Origin of the sequence: Pseudomonas sp. LD120, from assembly GCF_009861525.1 — a bacterium.
Lineage (GTDB): Bacteria > Pseudomonadota > Gammaproteobacteria > Pseudomonadales > Pseudomonadaceae > Aquipseudomonas.
The window spans coordinates 103,064-120,069 of the sequence record NZ_WVHL01000002.1; the positions used below are offsets into that span (position 1 = coordinate 103,064).

Below are 17,006 nucleotides of genomic sequence, written 5' to 3' on the forward strand. Positions count from 1 at the left end.
CGTCATGTCCCAGACCTTGCGTGACAATCTCAAACGCCTGCTGGCGCCCCGGCATCTGGCTTTCGTCGGTGGGCGCAGCATGGCCCGGGCCCTCAAGCGCTGCGCCGAAGGCGGGTTTGCCGGGCCGATGTGGCTGGTCAACCCGCAGCATGCCGAGCTCGATGGCGTGCCGTGCGTGGCCAGCATCGAACAACTGCCTTGCGCCCCGGATGCGGTATTCGTCGCCACCCACCGCGAGCTGACCCTGACCTGCGTCGGGGAACTGGCGGCCAAGGGCGCGGGCGGGGCGATCTGCTACGCCTCGGGCTTTGCCGAAACCGGTGCCCAGGGCCAGGCCTTGCAACAGCAACTGCTTGCGGCCGCCGGCGACATGGCGCTGCTGGGCCCCAACTGCTATGGCTTGCTGGACTACCTGCACAGCGCCGCGCTGTGGCCGGTGGCCCATGGCGGTCAACCCGTGGAACGCGGTGTGGCGGTGCTGACCCAGAGCGGCAACTTTGCTTACAACCTGTCCATGAGCGATCGCTCGCTGTCGGTGGCCTACATGGTCTCGGTGGGCAATCAGGCACAGTTGGGCATTGCCGAATTGATGGACGTGCTGCTGGATGAGCCTCGGGTCACGGCTATTGGCCTGCACCTGGAGGGCCTGAAGAACGTGCCGGGCTTTGCCCGGGCGGCGCACAAGGCCCTGGAGAAGGGCATTCCGATCATTGCCCTGAAGACCGGGGTGTCGCAGGTCGGCGCCGAGCTGGCCTTGAGTCACACCAGTTCGCTGTCGGGTTCCGATGCCTTGTACGACGCGTTGTTCCAGCGCCTGGGGGTGATCCGGGTCAGCGGCCCGGTGAGTTTTGTCGAGACCTTGAAGGCCGCGTCCTGCGGGCAGTTGCCGGCCGGCCCGCAGCTGATGGCCCTGGCCTGTTCCGGGGGCGACGCCGGGCTGATCGCCGACTACGCCGAGCGCAACGGCCTGCACCTGCCCAAGCTGGATATCGGGCAATGCGCCGAGCTGGCCGGGGTGCTGCCGGGCTACGCCAATCTGGTCAACCCACTGGATTTCACCACGGCGATCTGGGGTGATGCCCAGGCCTTGCAAGCCATGCTCGACACGGCCCTGCGTACCCAGGCCGACAGCGCCATGCTGGTGCTGGATTACCCGGCGGAGTTCACTGGCGAGCGCAAGGAATGCGACCTGCTGCTGGAGCTGTTCTGCGCGGCGCTGCAACGCCACGGCCAGCGTGGTTTCGTGACCTCGGCGTTCCCTGAATTGCTGCCCGCCAGCGCCCGCGAGCGTCTGCATGCCCATGGCATTCCCGCCTTGCAAGGGGTGGAGGATGGCCTTGCCGCTTGGGGCCGGATCGTCGCCTATCAACAGCGCCGTCCTGCACTGCTGGCCCTGGGTGAATCGGCCCTGGTGCCGTTGTGCCCACGGGCCCTGCACGGTGCCAGCGTGCTGCTGGACGAGTGGCAGTCCAAGCAGGCCTTGCGCGGCTTCGGCCTGAGCATTCCGGACGGGGTGCTGAGCAGCCCCGAGCAGGCCCTGAGCGCGGCCGCTGCGGTCGGTTATCCGCTGGTGCTCAAGGCGGTCAGCGCGCAGTTGCCGCACAAGACCGAGGCCGGGGCGGTGGCCCTGAATCTCAAGGACCCTGAAGCGCTCAGCGCGGCCCTGCGCTTGATGCGCACGCGGATCGCCGAGCATGCGCCCGGCGTGGCTTTTGAGCGGGTGCTGCTGGAACCCATGGCCGCGCCGCCCCTGGCGGAGCTGATTGTCGGCATCAAGCGTGAGAACGACTTCGCTCTGGCCCTGGTGATTGGTGCTGGCGGGGTGCTGGTGGAATTGCTCAAGGACAGTCGCAGCCTGCTGCTGCCGACCACCGAAGGGGCGATCCGCCAGGCCCTGCTCAGCCTGCGCAGCGCCGCCTTGTTGCAAGGTTTTCGCGGGCGCCCGACGGCTGATCTTGAAGCCTTGGTGGCGGCCATCGGCGCGGTGGCGGACTACGCCTGCGAGCACGCCGGGCAACTGCTGGAACTGGATGTGAACCCATTGTTGGTCGGTGCCCAAGGCACCGTCGCGGTCGATGCGTTGATTCGCCTTGGCCAGGCTTGAGGAGAGAGACATGCACGATCAGACCTTGACCGGTGGCCAGGCCCTGGTACGCCTGCTGGCCGGCTACAGCGTCGACACGGTGTTCGGCATTCCCGGGGTGCACACCCTGGAGTTGTATCGCGGCTTGCCCGACAGCGGCATTCGCCATGTGTTGACCCGGCATGAGCAGGGCGCGGGTTTCATGGCCGACGGTTACGCCCGGGTCAGCGGCAAGCCCGGGGTGTGTTTCGTCATCAGCGGCCCGGGGGTGACCAACGTCGCCACGCCGATTGGCCAGGCCTACGCCGACTCGATCCCGCTGCTGGTGATTTCCAGCGTCAACCACAGCGCCAGCCTGGGCAAGGGCTGGGGTTCGCTGCATGAAACCCAGGATCAGCGGGCGATGACCGCACCGATCACCGCCTTCTCGGCCCTGGCCCTGAGCCCGGAAGACTTGCCCGAGCTGATCGCCCGGGCCTTTGCCGTGTTCGACAGCGAGCGCCCGCGCCCGGTGCACATCAGCGTGCCCCTGGATGTGCTGGCGGCCAAGGTCGCCCGGGACTGGACCGGCGAAGTGCGGCGGCGCCCGGCTCGCGGCCCGGCCGCCGCGGCGGATATCCAGCAGGCGGCCGACACACTGCGTCGCGCCAAGCGGCCGATGATCATTGCCGGTGGTGGCGCGCTGCGCGCGGCCGAGCAGTTGCGGGCCTTGAGCACGCGCCTGGGCGCGGTGTTTTTCAGCAGCGTCGCCGGCAAAGGCCTGCTGCCGGAGGAGGCGCCGCTCAATGCCGGGGCGACCCTGTGCGTGGAGCCCGGCTGGCAGTTGATCGCTCAGGCCGACGTGGTGCTGGCGGTGGGCACCGAGATGGCCGACACCGATTACTGGCGCGAGCGCCTGCCGCTGAACGGTGAGCTGCTGCGCTTGGATATCGACCCGCGCAAGTTCAATGACGTCTACCCGTGTTCGGTGGCTTTGCACGGCGATGCCCGCGCCACCCTGGACGCCTTGCTCCAGGCCTTGCCACCCACACCGGCCGACGCCACGGCGGCGATTCACGTGGTGGCCGATCTGCGTCAGGCGGTGCAGAACGGGCAGGGGCCCCTGCAACGGATTCACCGTTCGATCCTGCAACGGATTGCCGCCGAGCTGCCGGAGCACGGTTTTATCGCCAGCGACATGACCCAGCTGGCCTACAGCGGCAACTACCTGTACCCGAGCCGGGCCATCCGCAGCTGGCTGCACCCCACCGGCTACGGCACTCTGGGCTACGGCTTGCCGGCGGGCATCGGCGCCAAGCTCGGCGCGCCCCAGCGCCCGGGGCTGGTGCTGGTGGGCGACGGCGGTTTTCTGTACACGCTGCAGGAGCTGGCCACGGCGGTGGAGGAGCTGGACAGCCCGCTGGTGGTCTTGCTGTGGAACAACGACGCCCTGGGGCAGATCCGCGACGACATGCTGGATCTGAACATCGAACCCATCGGCGTGCTGCCGCGCAACCCGGACTTTGCCGCCCTGGCCCGGGCCTTTGGTTGCAGCGTCAGTCAGCCCGCCAGCCTCGACGAGTTGCAACAAGCGCTGCGCGACGGCTTTGCCCGCAAGGGTGTGAGCCTGATCGAACTCAAGCACGCCTGTGCGCGCTAACCCTTCCTCTTTGCCTGGAGCCAGAGCATGCGCTTTTCTCAACTGACCCAACGTATTGCCGGAGACGGCGCCGCCGCCTGGGACATTCACTACCGGGCCCTGGCCAAGCGCGAACGTGGCGAGCCGGTCTGGTTGCTGTCGGTGGGCGACCCGGATTTCGACACCCCCCAGCCCATCGTCCAGGCCGCCATCGACAGCCTGCAGGCCGGCCACACCCACTACGCCGATGTGCGCGGCAAGCGCGCCTTGCGCCAGGCCATTGCCCGGCGCCATCAGCAGCGCAGCGGGCAAGGGGTGGATGCCGAGCAGGTGGTGGTGCTGGCCGGCGCCCAGTGTGCCCTCTACAGCGTGGCCCAGTGTCTGCTGGACCCGGGCGATGAGGTGATCGTGGCCGAGCCGATGTACGTCACCTATGAAGCGGTGTTCGGCGCCTGCAATGCCCAGGTGGTGCCGCTGCCGGTGCGGGCCGAGGACGGCTTTCGGGTGCAGCCCGAGGCGGTGGCCGCGCGCATCACCGGCAAGACCCGGGCCCTGGTGCTCAACAGCCCGCACAACCCCACGGGCGCCAGCATCCCTCGGGCCACCTGGGAAGCCCTGGCGGCGCTGTGCATCGAGCATGACCTGTGGCTGATCTGCGACGAGGTCTACAGCGAGCTGTTGTACGAGGGCGAGCATGTCAGCCCGGCCAGCCTGCCGGGCATGGCCGAGCGCACCGCGACCCTCAACAGCGTGTCCAAGTCCCACGCCATGACCGGCTGGCGCCTGGGCTGGGTGGTGGCGCCGACGGCCCTGGCCGCGCACCTGGAAAACCTCGCCCTGTGCATGCTCTACGGCTCGCCGGAATTCATTCAGGACGCTGCCATCGTGGCTCTGGAGCAACCCTTGCCGCAGTTGCGGCAGATGACCGAGGCCTATCGCCAGCGCCGCGATCTGGTCTGCGACTGCCTGGCCGATTGCCCCGGCGCCCGGCCGCTGAAACCCGATGGCGGCATGTTCGTCATGGTCGACATTCGCGCCACCGGGCTCAGCGCCCAGGCCTTCAGCCAGCGCCTGCTGGACGAGCAGGGCGTCTCGGTGCTGGCCGGCGAAGCCTTTGGCCCCAGCGCCGCCGGGCATATCCGCCTGGGGCTGGTGCTGCCGCCCGAGGACTTGCGCGAAGCCTGTCGGCGCATTGCCCTGTGTGCCGAGCACTGCCTGAACCACTGTATTGCCCCCGTCACTTTGCCCAGCGCTTGAGGAGTCTTCATGAAGGTACTGATTGTCCACGCCCACCCCGAACCGCAATCCTTCACCGCCGCCTTGCGCGATCAGGCACGCAGCACCCTGGAGGCCCAGGGGCATCAGGTGCAGGTCAGCGATCTGTACGCCATGAACTGGAACCCGGTGGCCAGCGCCGCCGACTTTAGCGCCCGGGACAACCCGGATTACCTGGTGTACGCCCTGGAGCAGCGCCTGGGGGTGAAGAACCAGAGCATCGCCGCGGACATCCAGGGCGAGCTGGACAAGCTGCTGTGGGCCGACCTGTTGATCCTCAACTTCCCAGTGTTCTGGTTCTCGGTGCCGGCCATGCTCAAGGGCTGGATCGACCGGGTGCTGGTGTCGGGGGTGTGTTATGGCGGCAAGCGCTTCTATGACCAGGGCGGGCTGATGGGCAAGAAAGCCCTGGTGACCCTGACCCTGGGCGGGCGCGAGCACATGTTTGGCGAAGGCGCGATCCATGGACCACTGGAGGACATGCTGCGTCCGTTGCTGCGGGGGACCTTGGCCTATGTTGGCTGCGAAGTGCTGGAGCCTTTCGTCGCCTGGCACGTGCCCTACATCAGCCAGCAAGCCCGAGAAGCCTTCCTGCACAGCTACCAGCGGCGCCTTGAGCGCCTGGCGGATGATCGGCCGCTGGTATTCCCACGGCTAGAACAGTTCGACGAAGCCTTACATCCATTGCCCGCGTAGTCGCTACCGCAAGCGGCGAACCACCGCGCAGCGGGCGCGACGGGTGTAATTGCCAAAGGTCCTGCGGGCGCCGGGGTTTTCGGGCGTCGCCAAGCGAGGGGCTGCGGGCCTTGGCGCCGCTTTGCTAAGGCGCGAGGGGCCGCTCAGGGGCGATGGGCGCGCTGTGACTCAAATGGCTACACCCGCTGGCGCGATGTGACCGTGACAGCCGGCCTCTACCCACTAGTATTGGGAGCTTAAGAAAAGACCTATAAGAACCGCAAAAGGACACACGCATGCGACGCTGGAACGGCTGGGGGGAAGCAACCACGGTGGTCGAGCTGCCGGCCCAGGGCGCGGGCTTTCTCGCCGAGCGCCTGGGGCCGGGCCGGCGGTTACCGGAAGCAACGTTGGAACAGGCGCTGGCCAAGGTGCCGGCTTCGCGCCTGGTCGCCCATCCGCTGTATTGCATCGATCCTCATGAGCGGCTGTTGCATGCCCGCGGCCAGAGCCTGCCGGATTGGCTGGCGTTGCGTGAAGGTGAGCTGGGGAGTTACCCCGATGCCGTGGCCTTTCCGGAAACCGCCGAGCAGATCCGTCAGTTGCTGGCCCTGGCCGAGGAGCGCGACCTGTGCCTGATTCCCTACGGCGGTGGCACCTCGGTGGCCGGGCACATCAATCCGCCCTGGTCCGAGCGCCCGGTGTTGACCCTGTCCCTGGTGCGGATGAACCGCCTGCTGGACTTGGACGAAGACAGTCTGCTGGCCACCTTCGGCCCCGGTGCCAGTGGTCCGCAAGTCGAGAGCCAACTGCGGGCTCGGGGCTACACCCTGGGGCACTTTCCCCAGTCCTGGGAGTTGTCGACCCTGGGCGGTTGGGTCGCCAGTCGTTCCAGTGGCCAGCAGTCGCTGCGCTATGGGCGCATCGAGCAACTGTTCGCTGGCGGCACCCTGGAAACCTTTGCCGGGCCGATGCCCATTGCCAGCTTTCCGGCGTCTGCCGCCGGGCCGGATTTGCGCGAGGTGGTGCTGGGCAGCGAAGGGCGCTTCGGGGTCATTTCCGAGGTCAAGGTGCGGGTCAGTCGCTTGCCGGACGATGAGCGCTTCTATGGGGTGTTCCTGCCCGACTGGCCCCAGGCCCTGCAAGCGGTACGCGCCCTGGCCCAGGCTCGGGTGCCGCTGTCGATGCTGCGCTTGTCCAACGCGGTGGAGACCGAAACCCAACTGGCCCTGGCCGGCCATCCCAGGCAGATCGCCTGGTTGGAGAAATACCTGGCCCTGCGCGGTGCCGGGCCGGGCAAGTGCCTGTTGACCTTCGGGGTGACCGGCAATCGCCAGCAGAACGCCTTGTCCCTGCGCCACGCCCGGCGCCAGCTCAAGGCGTTCGGCGGGGTCTTTACCGGGACCTTGTTGGGCAAGAAGTGGGCGCAGAACCGCTTTCGCTTTCCCTACCTGCGCGAAAGCCTGTGGAACGCCGGTTACTTGGTGGACACCTTGGAAACCGCCACTGACTGGAGCAACGTCGACAGCTTGCTGCAACGCATCGAGGACAGTCTGCGCGACGGTCTGGCCGCCGAGGGTGAGCAGGTGCATGTGTTCACCCACCTGTCCCACGTCTATGGCGAAGGGTCGAGTATCTACACCACTTACGTATTCCGCCCGGACGCGCGGTACCCGTCGACCCTGGCCCGCTGGCAGGCGCTCAAGCACGCCGCCAGCCAGACCATCGTCAATCACCACGGCACCATCAGCCACCAGCATGGGGTGGGCAAAGACCACGCGCCGTACCTGCTGCGGGAGAAGGGCCCGCTGGCGCTCGACACCCTGCAGGCGCTGAGTCGCCACTTCGATCCCGCCGGGCGCCTGAACCCCGGCACGCTGCTGGAGCCGTGACGTCATGAGCCAGGACTGGAACGCCCAGTGGCGGCAACAGGCGCTGCCCGGGCTGGCGATGCAGGAGTGGGACTTGATCGTCATCGGCGGCGGCATCAGCGGTGCCGGCATTCTGCGTGAAGCGGCACGGCGCGGCTGGCGCTGCCTGCTGCTGGAGCAGCAGGACTTCGCCTGGGGCACCTCCAGCCGCTCCTCGAAGATGGTCCATGGTGGTTTGCGCTACATCGCCAAGGGGCAGTGGCGCCTGACCCGCGATTCGGTGCGCGAACGTCAGCGCCTGTTGCAGGAGGCCCCCGGGCTGGTGGAGCCCATGAGTTTCCTGATGCCCCATTACCGCGGCCAGTTTCCCGGGCCCAAGGTGTTTGGCGGTTTGTTGGCCCTGTATGACGCCCTGGCCGGGCGTCGCAACCACTGTTTTCACGATGCCGCGCAACTGCGTTACCTGGCACCGGGGGGCAAGGAGCCGGACCTGCTGGGGGGCACCTGTTTTCTCGATGCCCTGACCGATGATGCGCGCCTGGTGATGCGTGTGTTGGCCGAAGCCCGGGCCGATGGCGGGCTCGCCTTCAACGGCGTGCGGGTGACCCGTTTGTTGCGCGAAGACGGCCGGGTGTGTGGGGTCGAAGTCGAGGACCGTGTAGGCGGCAAGCTGCAAACGTTGCGTTGCCGTGCCCTGGCGGTGGCCACGGGGGCTTGGGCCGAGCGCCTGCGTCCGGCGGACAGTGGCCGACAGTTGCGCCCGCTGCGCGGCAGTCATCTGTTGCTGGCGGGTTGGCGTTTGCCGGTGGCTCAGGCGTTCAGCTTCATGCACGCCGAGGATCGTCGACCGGTGTTCGTGTTCCCCTGGGAAGGCGCCACGGTGGTCGGCACCACCGACCTTGATCACCGAGATGACCTGGACCAGGGCGCCCGCATCAGTCAGGCCGAGCTGGATTACCTGCTGGCCGCCTGTGCCCAGCAGTTTCCCCAGGCCCGGGTCAGCGCCGCCGATGTGCTCTCCACGTGGGCCGGGGTACGCCCGGTGGTGGCTAGCGCGGGAGGGGAGCCGGCAGGCAAACCGTCCAACGAAACCCGTGAACATGTGCTATGGCAGGAGCCGGGGTGCGTGACCCTGGCTGGCGGCAAGCTCACCACCTTCCGGCCTCAGGCCATCGAGGTGTTGCAAGCCTGCGCGGCGATGCTCGGGCGCAGCGTGGAGGACAGCGGCGAAGCGGTGTTCGCCCCGCTAGCGCCATTGGCCATCCCCGGCCTTAATGGCACTCAGTTGCGACGTCTGGCCGGGCGCCACGGCCGCGACTTGCCGCGGCTGGCTCAGTGGGTGGCTGAACTGGGCGGCGAGTGCGTTGGCGCCAGCGACACGTTGTGGGCCGAACTGGCCTTTGCCGCCGAAGCGGAAATGGTCTTGCACCTGGACGATCTGTTACTGCGCCGCACCCGTCTCGGGCTGTTGCTGGCCGAGGGCGCGGCAGAGCACCTGCCGGCCATCCGTCGCCTGTGCCAGCCGCTGCTGGGTTGGGACGATGCCCGCTGGCAGGCCGAGGAACAGCGCTACCGGGCCTTGTGGCAGCGCCATCACAGCCTGCCAGCCAATGCCTAACGATGCTCAGCCAAGAGAGCCCCATGGATAACCACAACAACAAGAAGCAGGACTACCTGCTGGCCATCGACAACGGCACCCAGAGCGTCCGCGCGCTGCTGTTCGACCTTGAAGGCAACCTGCTGGGCAAGGGCAAGATCGAACTTGAAGCCTATTACTCGAAACAACCGGGCTGGGCCGAGCAGGACCCGGACTACTACTGGGCCAAGCTTGGCCAGGCCTGCCAATTGCTCTGGCAGCAGACCGGCATCGACCGCTCGCAGATCCGCGGCGTGTCCCTGACCACCCAGCGCGGCACCCTGATCAATGTCGATGCCCAGGGCCGCGCGCTGCGCCCGGCGATCCTCTGGCTCGACCAGCGCCAGGCCGCCGTCGAGGGCCGTATCAAGGGGCCTTGGGGGTGGCTGTTCAAGCTGATCGGCGCCGAGGCCACGGTGGACTACTTTCGTGCCCAGGCCGAGGCCAACTGGGTGGCCCAGGAGCAGCCCGAGGTGTGGGCCGCCACCGACAAGTTCCTGCTGCTCTCGGGCTTTCTCACCCATCGCCTGACCGGCAATTTCGTCGACTCGGTGGGCTGCTGCGTGGCCTACCTGCCGTTCGACTACAAGCGTCTGCGCTGGGCCGCCCCCAGTGACTGGAAATGGCAGGCCCTGGCGGTGCGTCCGGAACAATTGCCGATGCTGCTCAAGCCTGGTGAAACCCTGGGGCGGATCAGCGCCCAAGCCAGCCGCCACACCGGTATTCCCGAGGGCTTGCCGCTGATTGCCGCCGGTGCCGACAAGGCCTGTGAAGTGCTGGGCTCGGGGGTCCAGGATGCCACCACCGCCTGTCTGTCTTACGGCACCACGGCCACCATCACCACCACCCGCTCGCGTTACCTGGAGGTGGTGCCGCTGATCCCGCCGTACCCGGCGGCGGTGCCGGATCACTACAACTGCGAGGTGATGATCTTTCGCGGCTACTGGATGGTCAGTTGGTTCAAGCAGCAGTTCGGCCTGCGGGAAGTGCAGCAGGCGGCCGAGCAGGGGCTGGAGCCGGAACAGCTGTTTGACGCCCTGGTCCAGGCGGTGCCGCCCGGGTCCATGGGTCTGACCCTGCAACCCTACTGGTCGCCGGGTATCCGCGAGCCGGGCATGGAGGCTAAGGGCGCAATGATCGGCTTTGGCGACGTGCACACCCGGGCCCACATCTACCGGGCGATTCTCGAAGGCCTGGCCTACGCCCTGCGCCAGGGCCTGGAGCGCATGGAACAACGCTCCAAGCTGAAGATCACCCGCCTGCGGGTGGCCGGCGGCGGCTCCCAGAGCGACGCGGCGCTGCAGCTGACGGCGGACATTTTCGGCCTGCCGGTGGAGCGCCCGCATGTGTACGAAGCCTCGGGCCTGGGGGCGGTGATTGCCTGCGCGGTGGGACTGGGGCTGTACCCGGATTTTCCCACGGCGATCAGCGCCATGACCCGGGTCGGCGCGGTGTTCCAGCCCCAACCGCAGGCGCAGCAGATGTACCAGCGGCTATACAGCGAGGTCTACCTGCGCATGTACCGCCAGCTCAAGCCGCTGTACCAGAGCATTCGCGAGATCACTGGCTACCCGGCGTGAGGACGCGGTGGACGCCGGCCAGCAGGAGCAAGGTCTCCCGGTGGAAAAAACACACCGGCGCGGCACGACTCAACTATCGTCATCCAGGTGTACGGAGCCCTACGACAACCTGAACCGGTGAGCCGAACATGAACCGCCAGCAAGCGCTGAACATCCTTTGTAAACGACTGTTCCTCATCTTTGTGCTGCTGTTGGCGGCCGCCCTGGGGGCGGTCGCCTTGGCCAACGGTCATGTCGTCCCCGCGGTGTCCGAGGTCGACGGCTACGTCGTCCCTTGGGTGGTATTCATCGCCGGCAATATCGGCGGCTATGTGGGTTTTCACCGCAGGCTTTCCAGCCTCAACGATGAGGAAATCATCGGTCTGTGCAGCGCTTGGTTCAGCCTGGTGCTGCCGTCGTTCATCGGCGGCATCCTCGCGGGGTTGCTGTACACCCTGTTCATTTCCGGGGTGGCGCAAGGGCAGCTGTTCCCAGTGATCGTCGCCGATGAAACCTGTCGCTACGGTGAGAGCAGCTTCTATGTGATCTTTTGCCAGCACGCTAGTGGCTACGCCTCCTATGCCAAGCTTTTGTTCTGGTCCTTTGTCGCAGGCTTCAACCAGAACTACGTGGTCGATCTGATCGAGAACATCAAGGGCAGCAAAAAAGCCCAGGGTGAGGCGTGAGTGAAGACTCCATGAGCAACGGCCGCCGGGTAAAAGGGCTGGCGCCGTACTGTCCGTCGATTGCAAGGCGCTACGATCACACCGTCTGATGATGGCTAGGTATTTGTGTTTTATGTGTAGGTCTATTTAATTACTAGTAGGTGTTGACACCTACTAGTAGGTTAAATATTCTTCGCGGCACATACACAAGAGGTGCCTTCCGATGAATAGTCTCGCCAACGCCTTCAAGGCACTCGAAGTCCTCACTCAGGATGAGTTCAATCGTCGCTTTCCACAAAAGAACACGCTGGGGGAGGTGGTGCTGGGCATGGGTGAGCTGGTCGAGGTCTTGAAGAAAGATAACGGCCTGTCGCTGCGCAAGATTGCCGAAATCGCTGATGTTTCGGTGGCCGGTCTCGATCGCTGGCGCAACAACGGCTACGGCAGCAAGAAGCACTGTGAAAAACTCATCGCCTACTGCCAGCAACTGCTGGGCGAATCCCTCTTGCCGCATCCGGCCGTCACAGCACCCGCTGCCAGTGTGGCGCAGAGCCTGCGCGCCTGTAGCCCGGCGCAACTGGAGGCGGCCATTGAGCGTGCCTTGCAGGCGCAGTTGGGGTTCCCCGAGTCGCTGGCGTGCACCCTGGTCAGGATGGAGGCCGGCGCTGACGGCCACCGTCTGGAAATTCTGCTTCGCTGAGCCACGGCCCCGGTGTTTCCCGGGCTGCGGCTGGCGCCATTGACCATCACGGAGAGTTGAAGATGAACCCTATGCAAGCGTCGGCCTGGGACCAGGCCGCCATCGCCCTCAAACACAATGTGGCCAAGTTGCCTGCTGGGTACCAAGGCAAGGTTCGCCAGATCATTGGGGAAACGCTGTGGGAGCCTTTGCAACGCACGACCCGCCATCGCTTTGGCAAGCATGTACGAGCCAATCTTGAACACTATGGGTTGGTGTTCGTGGGCCAGGCGGGGACCATAGCGGTGTACAAGAAGTCGGCGGTCTGATCGGCCTGCTGACGGCGGGCCCAGCCTCGGTGGGGCCACCTGCCGTGTCAGCGTTGCAAAGCGCCGTTGCCCCTGGTTGGGCAGCGGCGTTTTTTTGTTTGAGCGCCGATTTCCCGCCGCCTGAATGACCTTGGCCAGATTGTCCTGTGCTCTGTTGCTTCTTTCCTGCGTCGCAACTTGCATTGTCCCTTTCTGCCGGTCGGAGTTTGCTTGATGTCTTCCCCAAAATCCTTGCCCACGGTCCTCCTGGGCCTGGCCCTTGCCTGCCCGGCGCTTGCCGAAACCCGCGCTGTAGAGTTGGCGCCGGCGCAGGTGCTGGGGCAGGAGCCGGTTGGCGAGGGGCAGGGCATGGAGGAGGCCGCGGCACGGCTGGCCCAGGTGCCCGGCGGCACCAATCTGGTGGACATGCGCCAGCCGCTGCAGGGCCGGGTGGCCAGCAACCAGGAGGTGCTGGCCTACCAGCCCGGGGTCTATGCCCAGTCGGCGGGCAACGAAGGGGTGAAGATCTCGATCCGTGGTTCGGGCATCAACCGCGCGCCGGGGGCCCATGCCTCGGGGCTGTATACGATGCTCGACGGCCTGCCGCTGACCGGTCCCGGCGGTACGCCCTATGAGTTGCTGGAGCCGCTGTGGGTCGATCACGTGGAGGTGCTGCGTGGCGCCAATGGTTTCGAGCGTGGCGCCCTGGCCTTGGGCGGGGCCATTGACTACGTCAGCCACACCGGCCACGACGCGCCGCTGTTGCAGGTGCGTTACGCCACTGGCAGCCATGGCTATCAGCAGCGTCAGCTCAGTTCCGGGCAAGTGCTGGGGGATTTCGACTATTACGTGTCACTGACCGACGCCAATGCCGACGGTTATCAGGACCACACCCGCAGCCAGAGCCGCGGGGTGATCGGCAACTTCGGCTACCGCTTCAACCCGAACCTGGAGACCCGTTTCTACCTGCGCTACCGCGAGACCGACAACGATCTGGCCGGACGGGTCAGCAAACGTTCCATCGAGCACGACCCGCGGGCGGCCAACCCGGCCTACGTTCGCCGCGACGACCGGCGCAAGCAGCCGGGCAGCACCTTTGTCGGCAACAAGACCACCTACTACATCGACGACGATTCGAGCATCCAGACTGGCCTGGTCTACCACGACTACCCCATGGACTTGCGCGAAGGCCCCAACCGCCTGAAGGTGGCCTACAGCGACGTCAGCGGCACCTTGGACTACAAGCGCCGCGACAGCCTCTGGGGCATGGAAAGCCGCAGCACCCTGGGCCTGCGGGTCACCAAGCACCTGCCCAATGACGGCGCCAGCGAATTCGTGCGGATTCCCACAGGCAACACCGCCAGCTATGCGCCAGGCACGCGGATTCGCAACTTCACCTACCAGGGCTCGGACACCGTTCTGCACCTTGGCAATGACCTGGAGATCGCCGACGATCTGTGGCTGAGCACCGGGCTGGCGGCCATCTACACCCGCCGCGAGAGCGCGGTGACCTACCCCGAGGGCGGTGGCAAGACCAGCCTTGGCGACTGGGACTACGCGCCGCGCCTGGGCCTGCGCTACCAGTTGACGCCGGATGTGCAGCTGTTCGGCAACCTCAGCCGTTCGGTGCAAGCACCGCACCCCTGGTCGCTGATCTACAGCTCGAACCTGCGCTTCCCGGCCGGTAGCGGAGTGGCCAGCGGCGCCCAGCGCGATCCGATCAAGCTGCGCAACCAGACCGCCACCACCCTGGAGCTGGGCGGCCGCGGCGACAGCGGCCTGGGCCAGTGGAGCCTGGCCTGGTACTACGCCCAGGTGCGCCACGAGCTGCTTTCGGTACTGCCCGATCCCAGCGCCACCACGCTCTATGAACTCAATGCCAGCCCCACGGTGCACCAGGGCGTGGAAGCCAGCTTGCACAGCGAGCTGTGGTCGCGCCCGGGTGTGGGCCGCCTGAGCCTGCGCCAGGCCTACACCTTCAGCGATTTCCACTACCGCGACGACTCGCGCTTTGGCAACAACCGCCTGCCGGGCCTGCCCATGCACTACTACCAGGGCGAGCTGCGTTACGACTGGCCCCTGGGCTTCTTTGCCGCGGTCAACACCCAGCTGGTGTCGAAGGTGGCGGTGGACTACGCCAACAGCTACTACGCCGATCCTTACGCGCTGTTCGGCGCCACCCTGGGCTACAACGCGCCCAAGAACGACTGGCAGACCTGGGTCGATGTGCGCAACCTGACCGACAAGCGCTACGCCGCCACCGTGACCCCAGGCTACGACGACAAGGGGCTGGACGCGGCGCGCTCGACGCCGGGGGAAGGGCTGGGGGTGTACCTGGGGCTGTCCTGGAGCTTGCGTTGACCGCGGAGGCATCAACACACAGGTCACCAGCGCGCTTCCTGGTGGCGCCGGCGGTGGTTACTTGAACACCTGGGCGCTTCTCTGCAGCAGGCGTTCGAGCAAGTTGAACTGATAGACCAGCAGCGCCGCGACCACGATCAGTGAGCCGATGCCTTCATCCAGCGTGACAAACTCGCGCAGGACCACAAACGCCAGAATGGCGGAAAACACCGGCTCGGAAATCTCGAACAGCTGCACGGTGGAGGCGGGGGCGTTGCGCAAGGCTTTGACCGTGAAGAAGTAACCGAGGATGGTCGGGAAAATCGCCAGCGGCAGCAGGAAGCGCCAGGCGTCTGAATTCAGCAGAAGCTCGCTGGGAGCGGATGTCAGCGGCAACAGATACAGGCTGCCCACGCCGATCAGCAGCCAGGTGCCCTCAATCCCTTCCACCAGCCTGAGGTACTTGGCCAGGAGCAGGAAGGCGCCGTAACAGGCCCCTGAGCACAGGGCCAGAAACAGATAGCGGGGATCGGCGTGGGCGCCCTGGGGCAGCATCATCAACAGACCGACCATGATCATCAGCAGGCAGAACAGGGTATTGCGGGTGATCCGCTCGGCGAAGAAGCAATGCCCGGCGATCAGCGTGGTGACGGTGGACGAACCGATCAGCGTCACCACCACCAGGGGGGCCGCCAGCCCCTGGTAGGCGATGGTTTCGAAGGTGAACAGGCCGAAGATGCCGAACAGCGCGCACACCGCCACCGCCAGCAGCGACTTGGCCCTCAGGTCCAGCTGGCGCCAGCGACCACTGAGCGCGACCCAGACCCCGAGACAGGCAAAGGCGACCACACATTTGCAGAAGGCAATATCGCCCGGGGTGTAGGTGCCGATCAGCAATTTGGCAAAAATGCCCGAGGTACTGTTGAAAAAAGCCGCCAACAGGGCGCAGATAATGCCTGTTCTGAGCTGTGGGTTAAGTTCCATCTTCACTCCGTCCGTATAGCGGCGAGGCGTCAGGCGACACCTCGCCGCGCTTTTCATAGTGTGTGCCAAAGGCCCTGATTGATTGCCCCGGTCAGCCCGGCCATTTTGATGCCTTGGCCGGTCGCCTGAAGGTAGCCTTCCGAATCCGCATGGCTGAAACTGCCCACCGCTTCCATTGAGGCGTTGTCCTGGTTATAGAGGGCCGCCGGCACCCCTTGCGCCTGGACAAAACCCATCGTGCCCTTGTAGAGCTTCACCGAAATATCGCCGTTGACCACGCTGGACAGCTCGTCAATCGCGGCCATGGCCGCAGCGCTGGTCTTGTCGAACCAGGTCCCGCGGTAGATGTGATCGGCAAGCAATTGGCTGAGGTGGTCGAATAGCTTGTGCGAGCCTTGATCAAAGACGATTTGCGTCAGCCATTCGTGGCAGGTTCCCAAGAGTTCCATCCCGGGCGCTTCGTACACCCCCCGCGATTTGATGCCGATGATCCGATCCTCGACCAGGTGCACGTGCATACCGATGGCGTGCCGACCGGCCAGGATATTGGCCTGTTCGATGAGCGCCAGTTCGTCCAGGGGGTTGCCGTTAATCGCCACCGGGCGGCCCAGGGCAAAGCTGATGGTCACCACTTCAGGCGTGTCGCAGCCGTTCTCGACCGCCACCCCCATGGTCGGGGCCACGACTGCGGCCGCCGTGCCCAGGCTTTCCAGAATGCCGGCTTCATGGGTCAGGCCCAACAGGTTGGCATCGGTGGAGTAGATGACCTCGGCGCCGGCTTTCAACGGCAGCCCGAGCCCCTGGCAGTACTCGATCATGGCCTTGCGACCCTTGAAGCGTTCCAGAAAGGCCGGGTCCCGCCAGGGCGCATAGACGCTGAACGAGGGTTGCAGCAGGTTGGTGATGTGCTGGAACCGGACCTGATCGTTGCCGCGCCCGGTGCAGCCGTGGGAGAGCACCTCGATCTTGAGTGCCTGCATTTTTTCCAGCATGCCCTTGAGCAGTACGTGGCGCGCGATGCCCGTGGTGTTCCAGTAGCGCCCGGCATGGAAGGCCCTGGACTTGATGACTTCGATGCCGGCTCTGGCCAGGCTGTGCCTGAGATCGAGGATGTGCACCGACTGCGCGCCGGCCGCCAGCATCCGCTCTTTGACCGCCTGCAGATCGACTTCATCGGGTTGCCCGAAGTCGGCGGTGACGCACTCCACTGCCACGTCGTGCTCTTTCAGCCAGCTGACAATGGTCATGCTGTCCAGGCCGCCGGAGCCGGCAAAACAGAGGGTTGTTCCCGCAAGGTCTTTTACGTGCATGGT

Annotated in this window: 13 protein-coding genes; 11 read left to right on the forward strand and 2 right to left on the reverse strand. The window is 65.8% G+C overall.

Annotation, left to right across the window (positions count from 1 at the left end):
* Positions 1–4: 4 nt before the first annotated feature.
* From PLD_RS03545 to PLD_RS03595, 11 genes are all read left to right on the forward strand, one after another.
* A complete protein-coding gene (locus tag PLD_RS03545; protein ID WP_159889891.1) occupies positions 5–2,104 on the forward strand; it encodes an acetate--CoA ligase family protein in 2,100 nt (699 codons plus the stop codon).
* A gap of 10 nt (positions 2,105–2,114) precedes the next feature.
* A complete protein-coding gene (locus PLD_RS03550; RefSeq protein ID WP_159889893.1) occupies positions 2,115–3,722 on the forward strand; it encodes a 5-guanidino-2-oxopentanoate decarboxylase in 1,608 nt (535 codons plus the stop codon).
* 27 nt (positions 3,723–3,749) lie between these two features.
* Positions 3,750–4,958 (forward strand): pyridoxal phosphate-dependent aminotransferase, encoded by a 1,209-nt coding sequence (locus PLD_RS03555; RefSeq protein WP_159889895.1) that lies wholly within the window; start codon positions 3,750–3,752, stop codon positions 4,956–4,958.
* A 9-nt stretch (positions 4,959–4,967) separates the two neighbouring features.
* The gene (locus tag PLD_RS03560) at positions 4,968–5,672 is read left to right on the forward strand and encodes an NAD(P)H-dependent oxidoreductase (RefSeq protein ID WP_159889897.1); all 705 of its coding nucleotides are present in this window, start codon (positions 4,968–4,970) and stop codon (positions 5,670–5,672) included.
* A 275-nt stretch (positions 5,673–5,947) separates the two neighbouring features.
* Entirely contained in the window at positions 5,948–7,543 is a 1,596-nt protein-coding gene (locus PLD_RS03565; RefSeq protein ID WP_159889899.1) for an FAD-binding oxidoreductase, read from the forward strand.
* A 4-nt stretch (positions 7,544–7,547) separates the two neighbouring features.
* Entirely contained in the window at positions 7,548–9,140 is a 1,593-nt protein-coding gene (locus PLD_RS03570) for a glycerol-3-phosphate dehydrogenase/oxidase (RefSeq protein WP_159889901.1), read from the forward strand.
* A gap of 23 nt (positions 9,141–9,163) precedes the next feature.
* Positions 9,164–10,738 (forward strand): FGGY-family carbohydrate kinase, encoded by a 1,575-nt coding sequence (locus tag PLD_RS03575; RefSeq protein ID WP_159889903.1) that lies wholly within the window; start codon positions 9,164–9,166, stop codon positions 10,736–10,738.
* Between the two features lie 128 nt (positions 10,739–10,866).
* Positions 10,867–11,403 carry a hypothetical protein gene (locus tag PLD_RS03580; RefSeq protein WP_159889905.1) on the forward strand — a complete coding sequence of 179 codons (537 nt, stop codon included), beginning with the start codon at positions 10,867–10,869 and terminating at the stop codon, positions 11,401–11,403.
* A 202-nt stretch (positions 11,404–11,605) separates the two neighbouring features.
* Entirely contained in the window at positions 11,606–12,082 is a 477-nt protein-coding gene (locus PLD_RS03585) for a hypothetical protein (RefSeq protein ID WP_159889907.1), read from the forward strand.
* Positions 12,083–12,144: 62 nt separating this feature from the next.
* Positions 12,145–12,390, forward strand: coding sequence for a hypothetical protein (locus PLD_RS03590; RefSeq protein WP_159889909.1), 246 nt, complete (start codon positions 12,145–12,147; stop codon positions 12,388–12,390).
* A gap of 213 nt (positions 12,391–12,603) precedes the next feature.
* Positions 12,604–14,730 (forward strand): TonB-dependent receptor domain-containing protein, encoded by a 2,127-nt coding sequence (locus PLD_RS03595; protein ID WP_159889911.1) that lies wholly within the window; start codon positions 12,604–12,606, stop codon positions 14,728–14,730.
* Positions 14,731–14,787: 57 nt separating this feature from the next.
* Here the strand turns inward: PLD_RS03595 and PLD_RS03600 are convergent, their stop codons facing one another.
* Positions 14,788–15,693 (reverse strand): DMT family transporter, encoded by a 906-nt coding sequence (locus PLD_RS03600; protein ID WP_159889913.1) that lies wholly within the window; start codon positions 15,691–15,693, stop codon positions 14,788–14,790.
* A 53-nt stretch (positions 15,694–15,746) separates the two neighbouring features.
* A complete protein-coding gene (gene argG / locus PLD_RS03605; RefSeq protein ID WP_159889915.1) occupies positions 15,747–17,003 on the reverse strand; it encodes an argininosuccinate synthase in 1,257 nt (418 codons plus the stop codon).
* Positions 17,004–17,006: the final 3 nt, after the last annotated feature.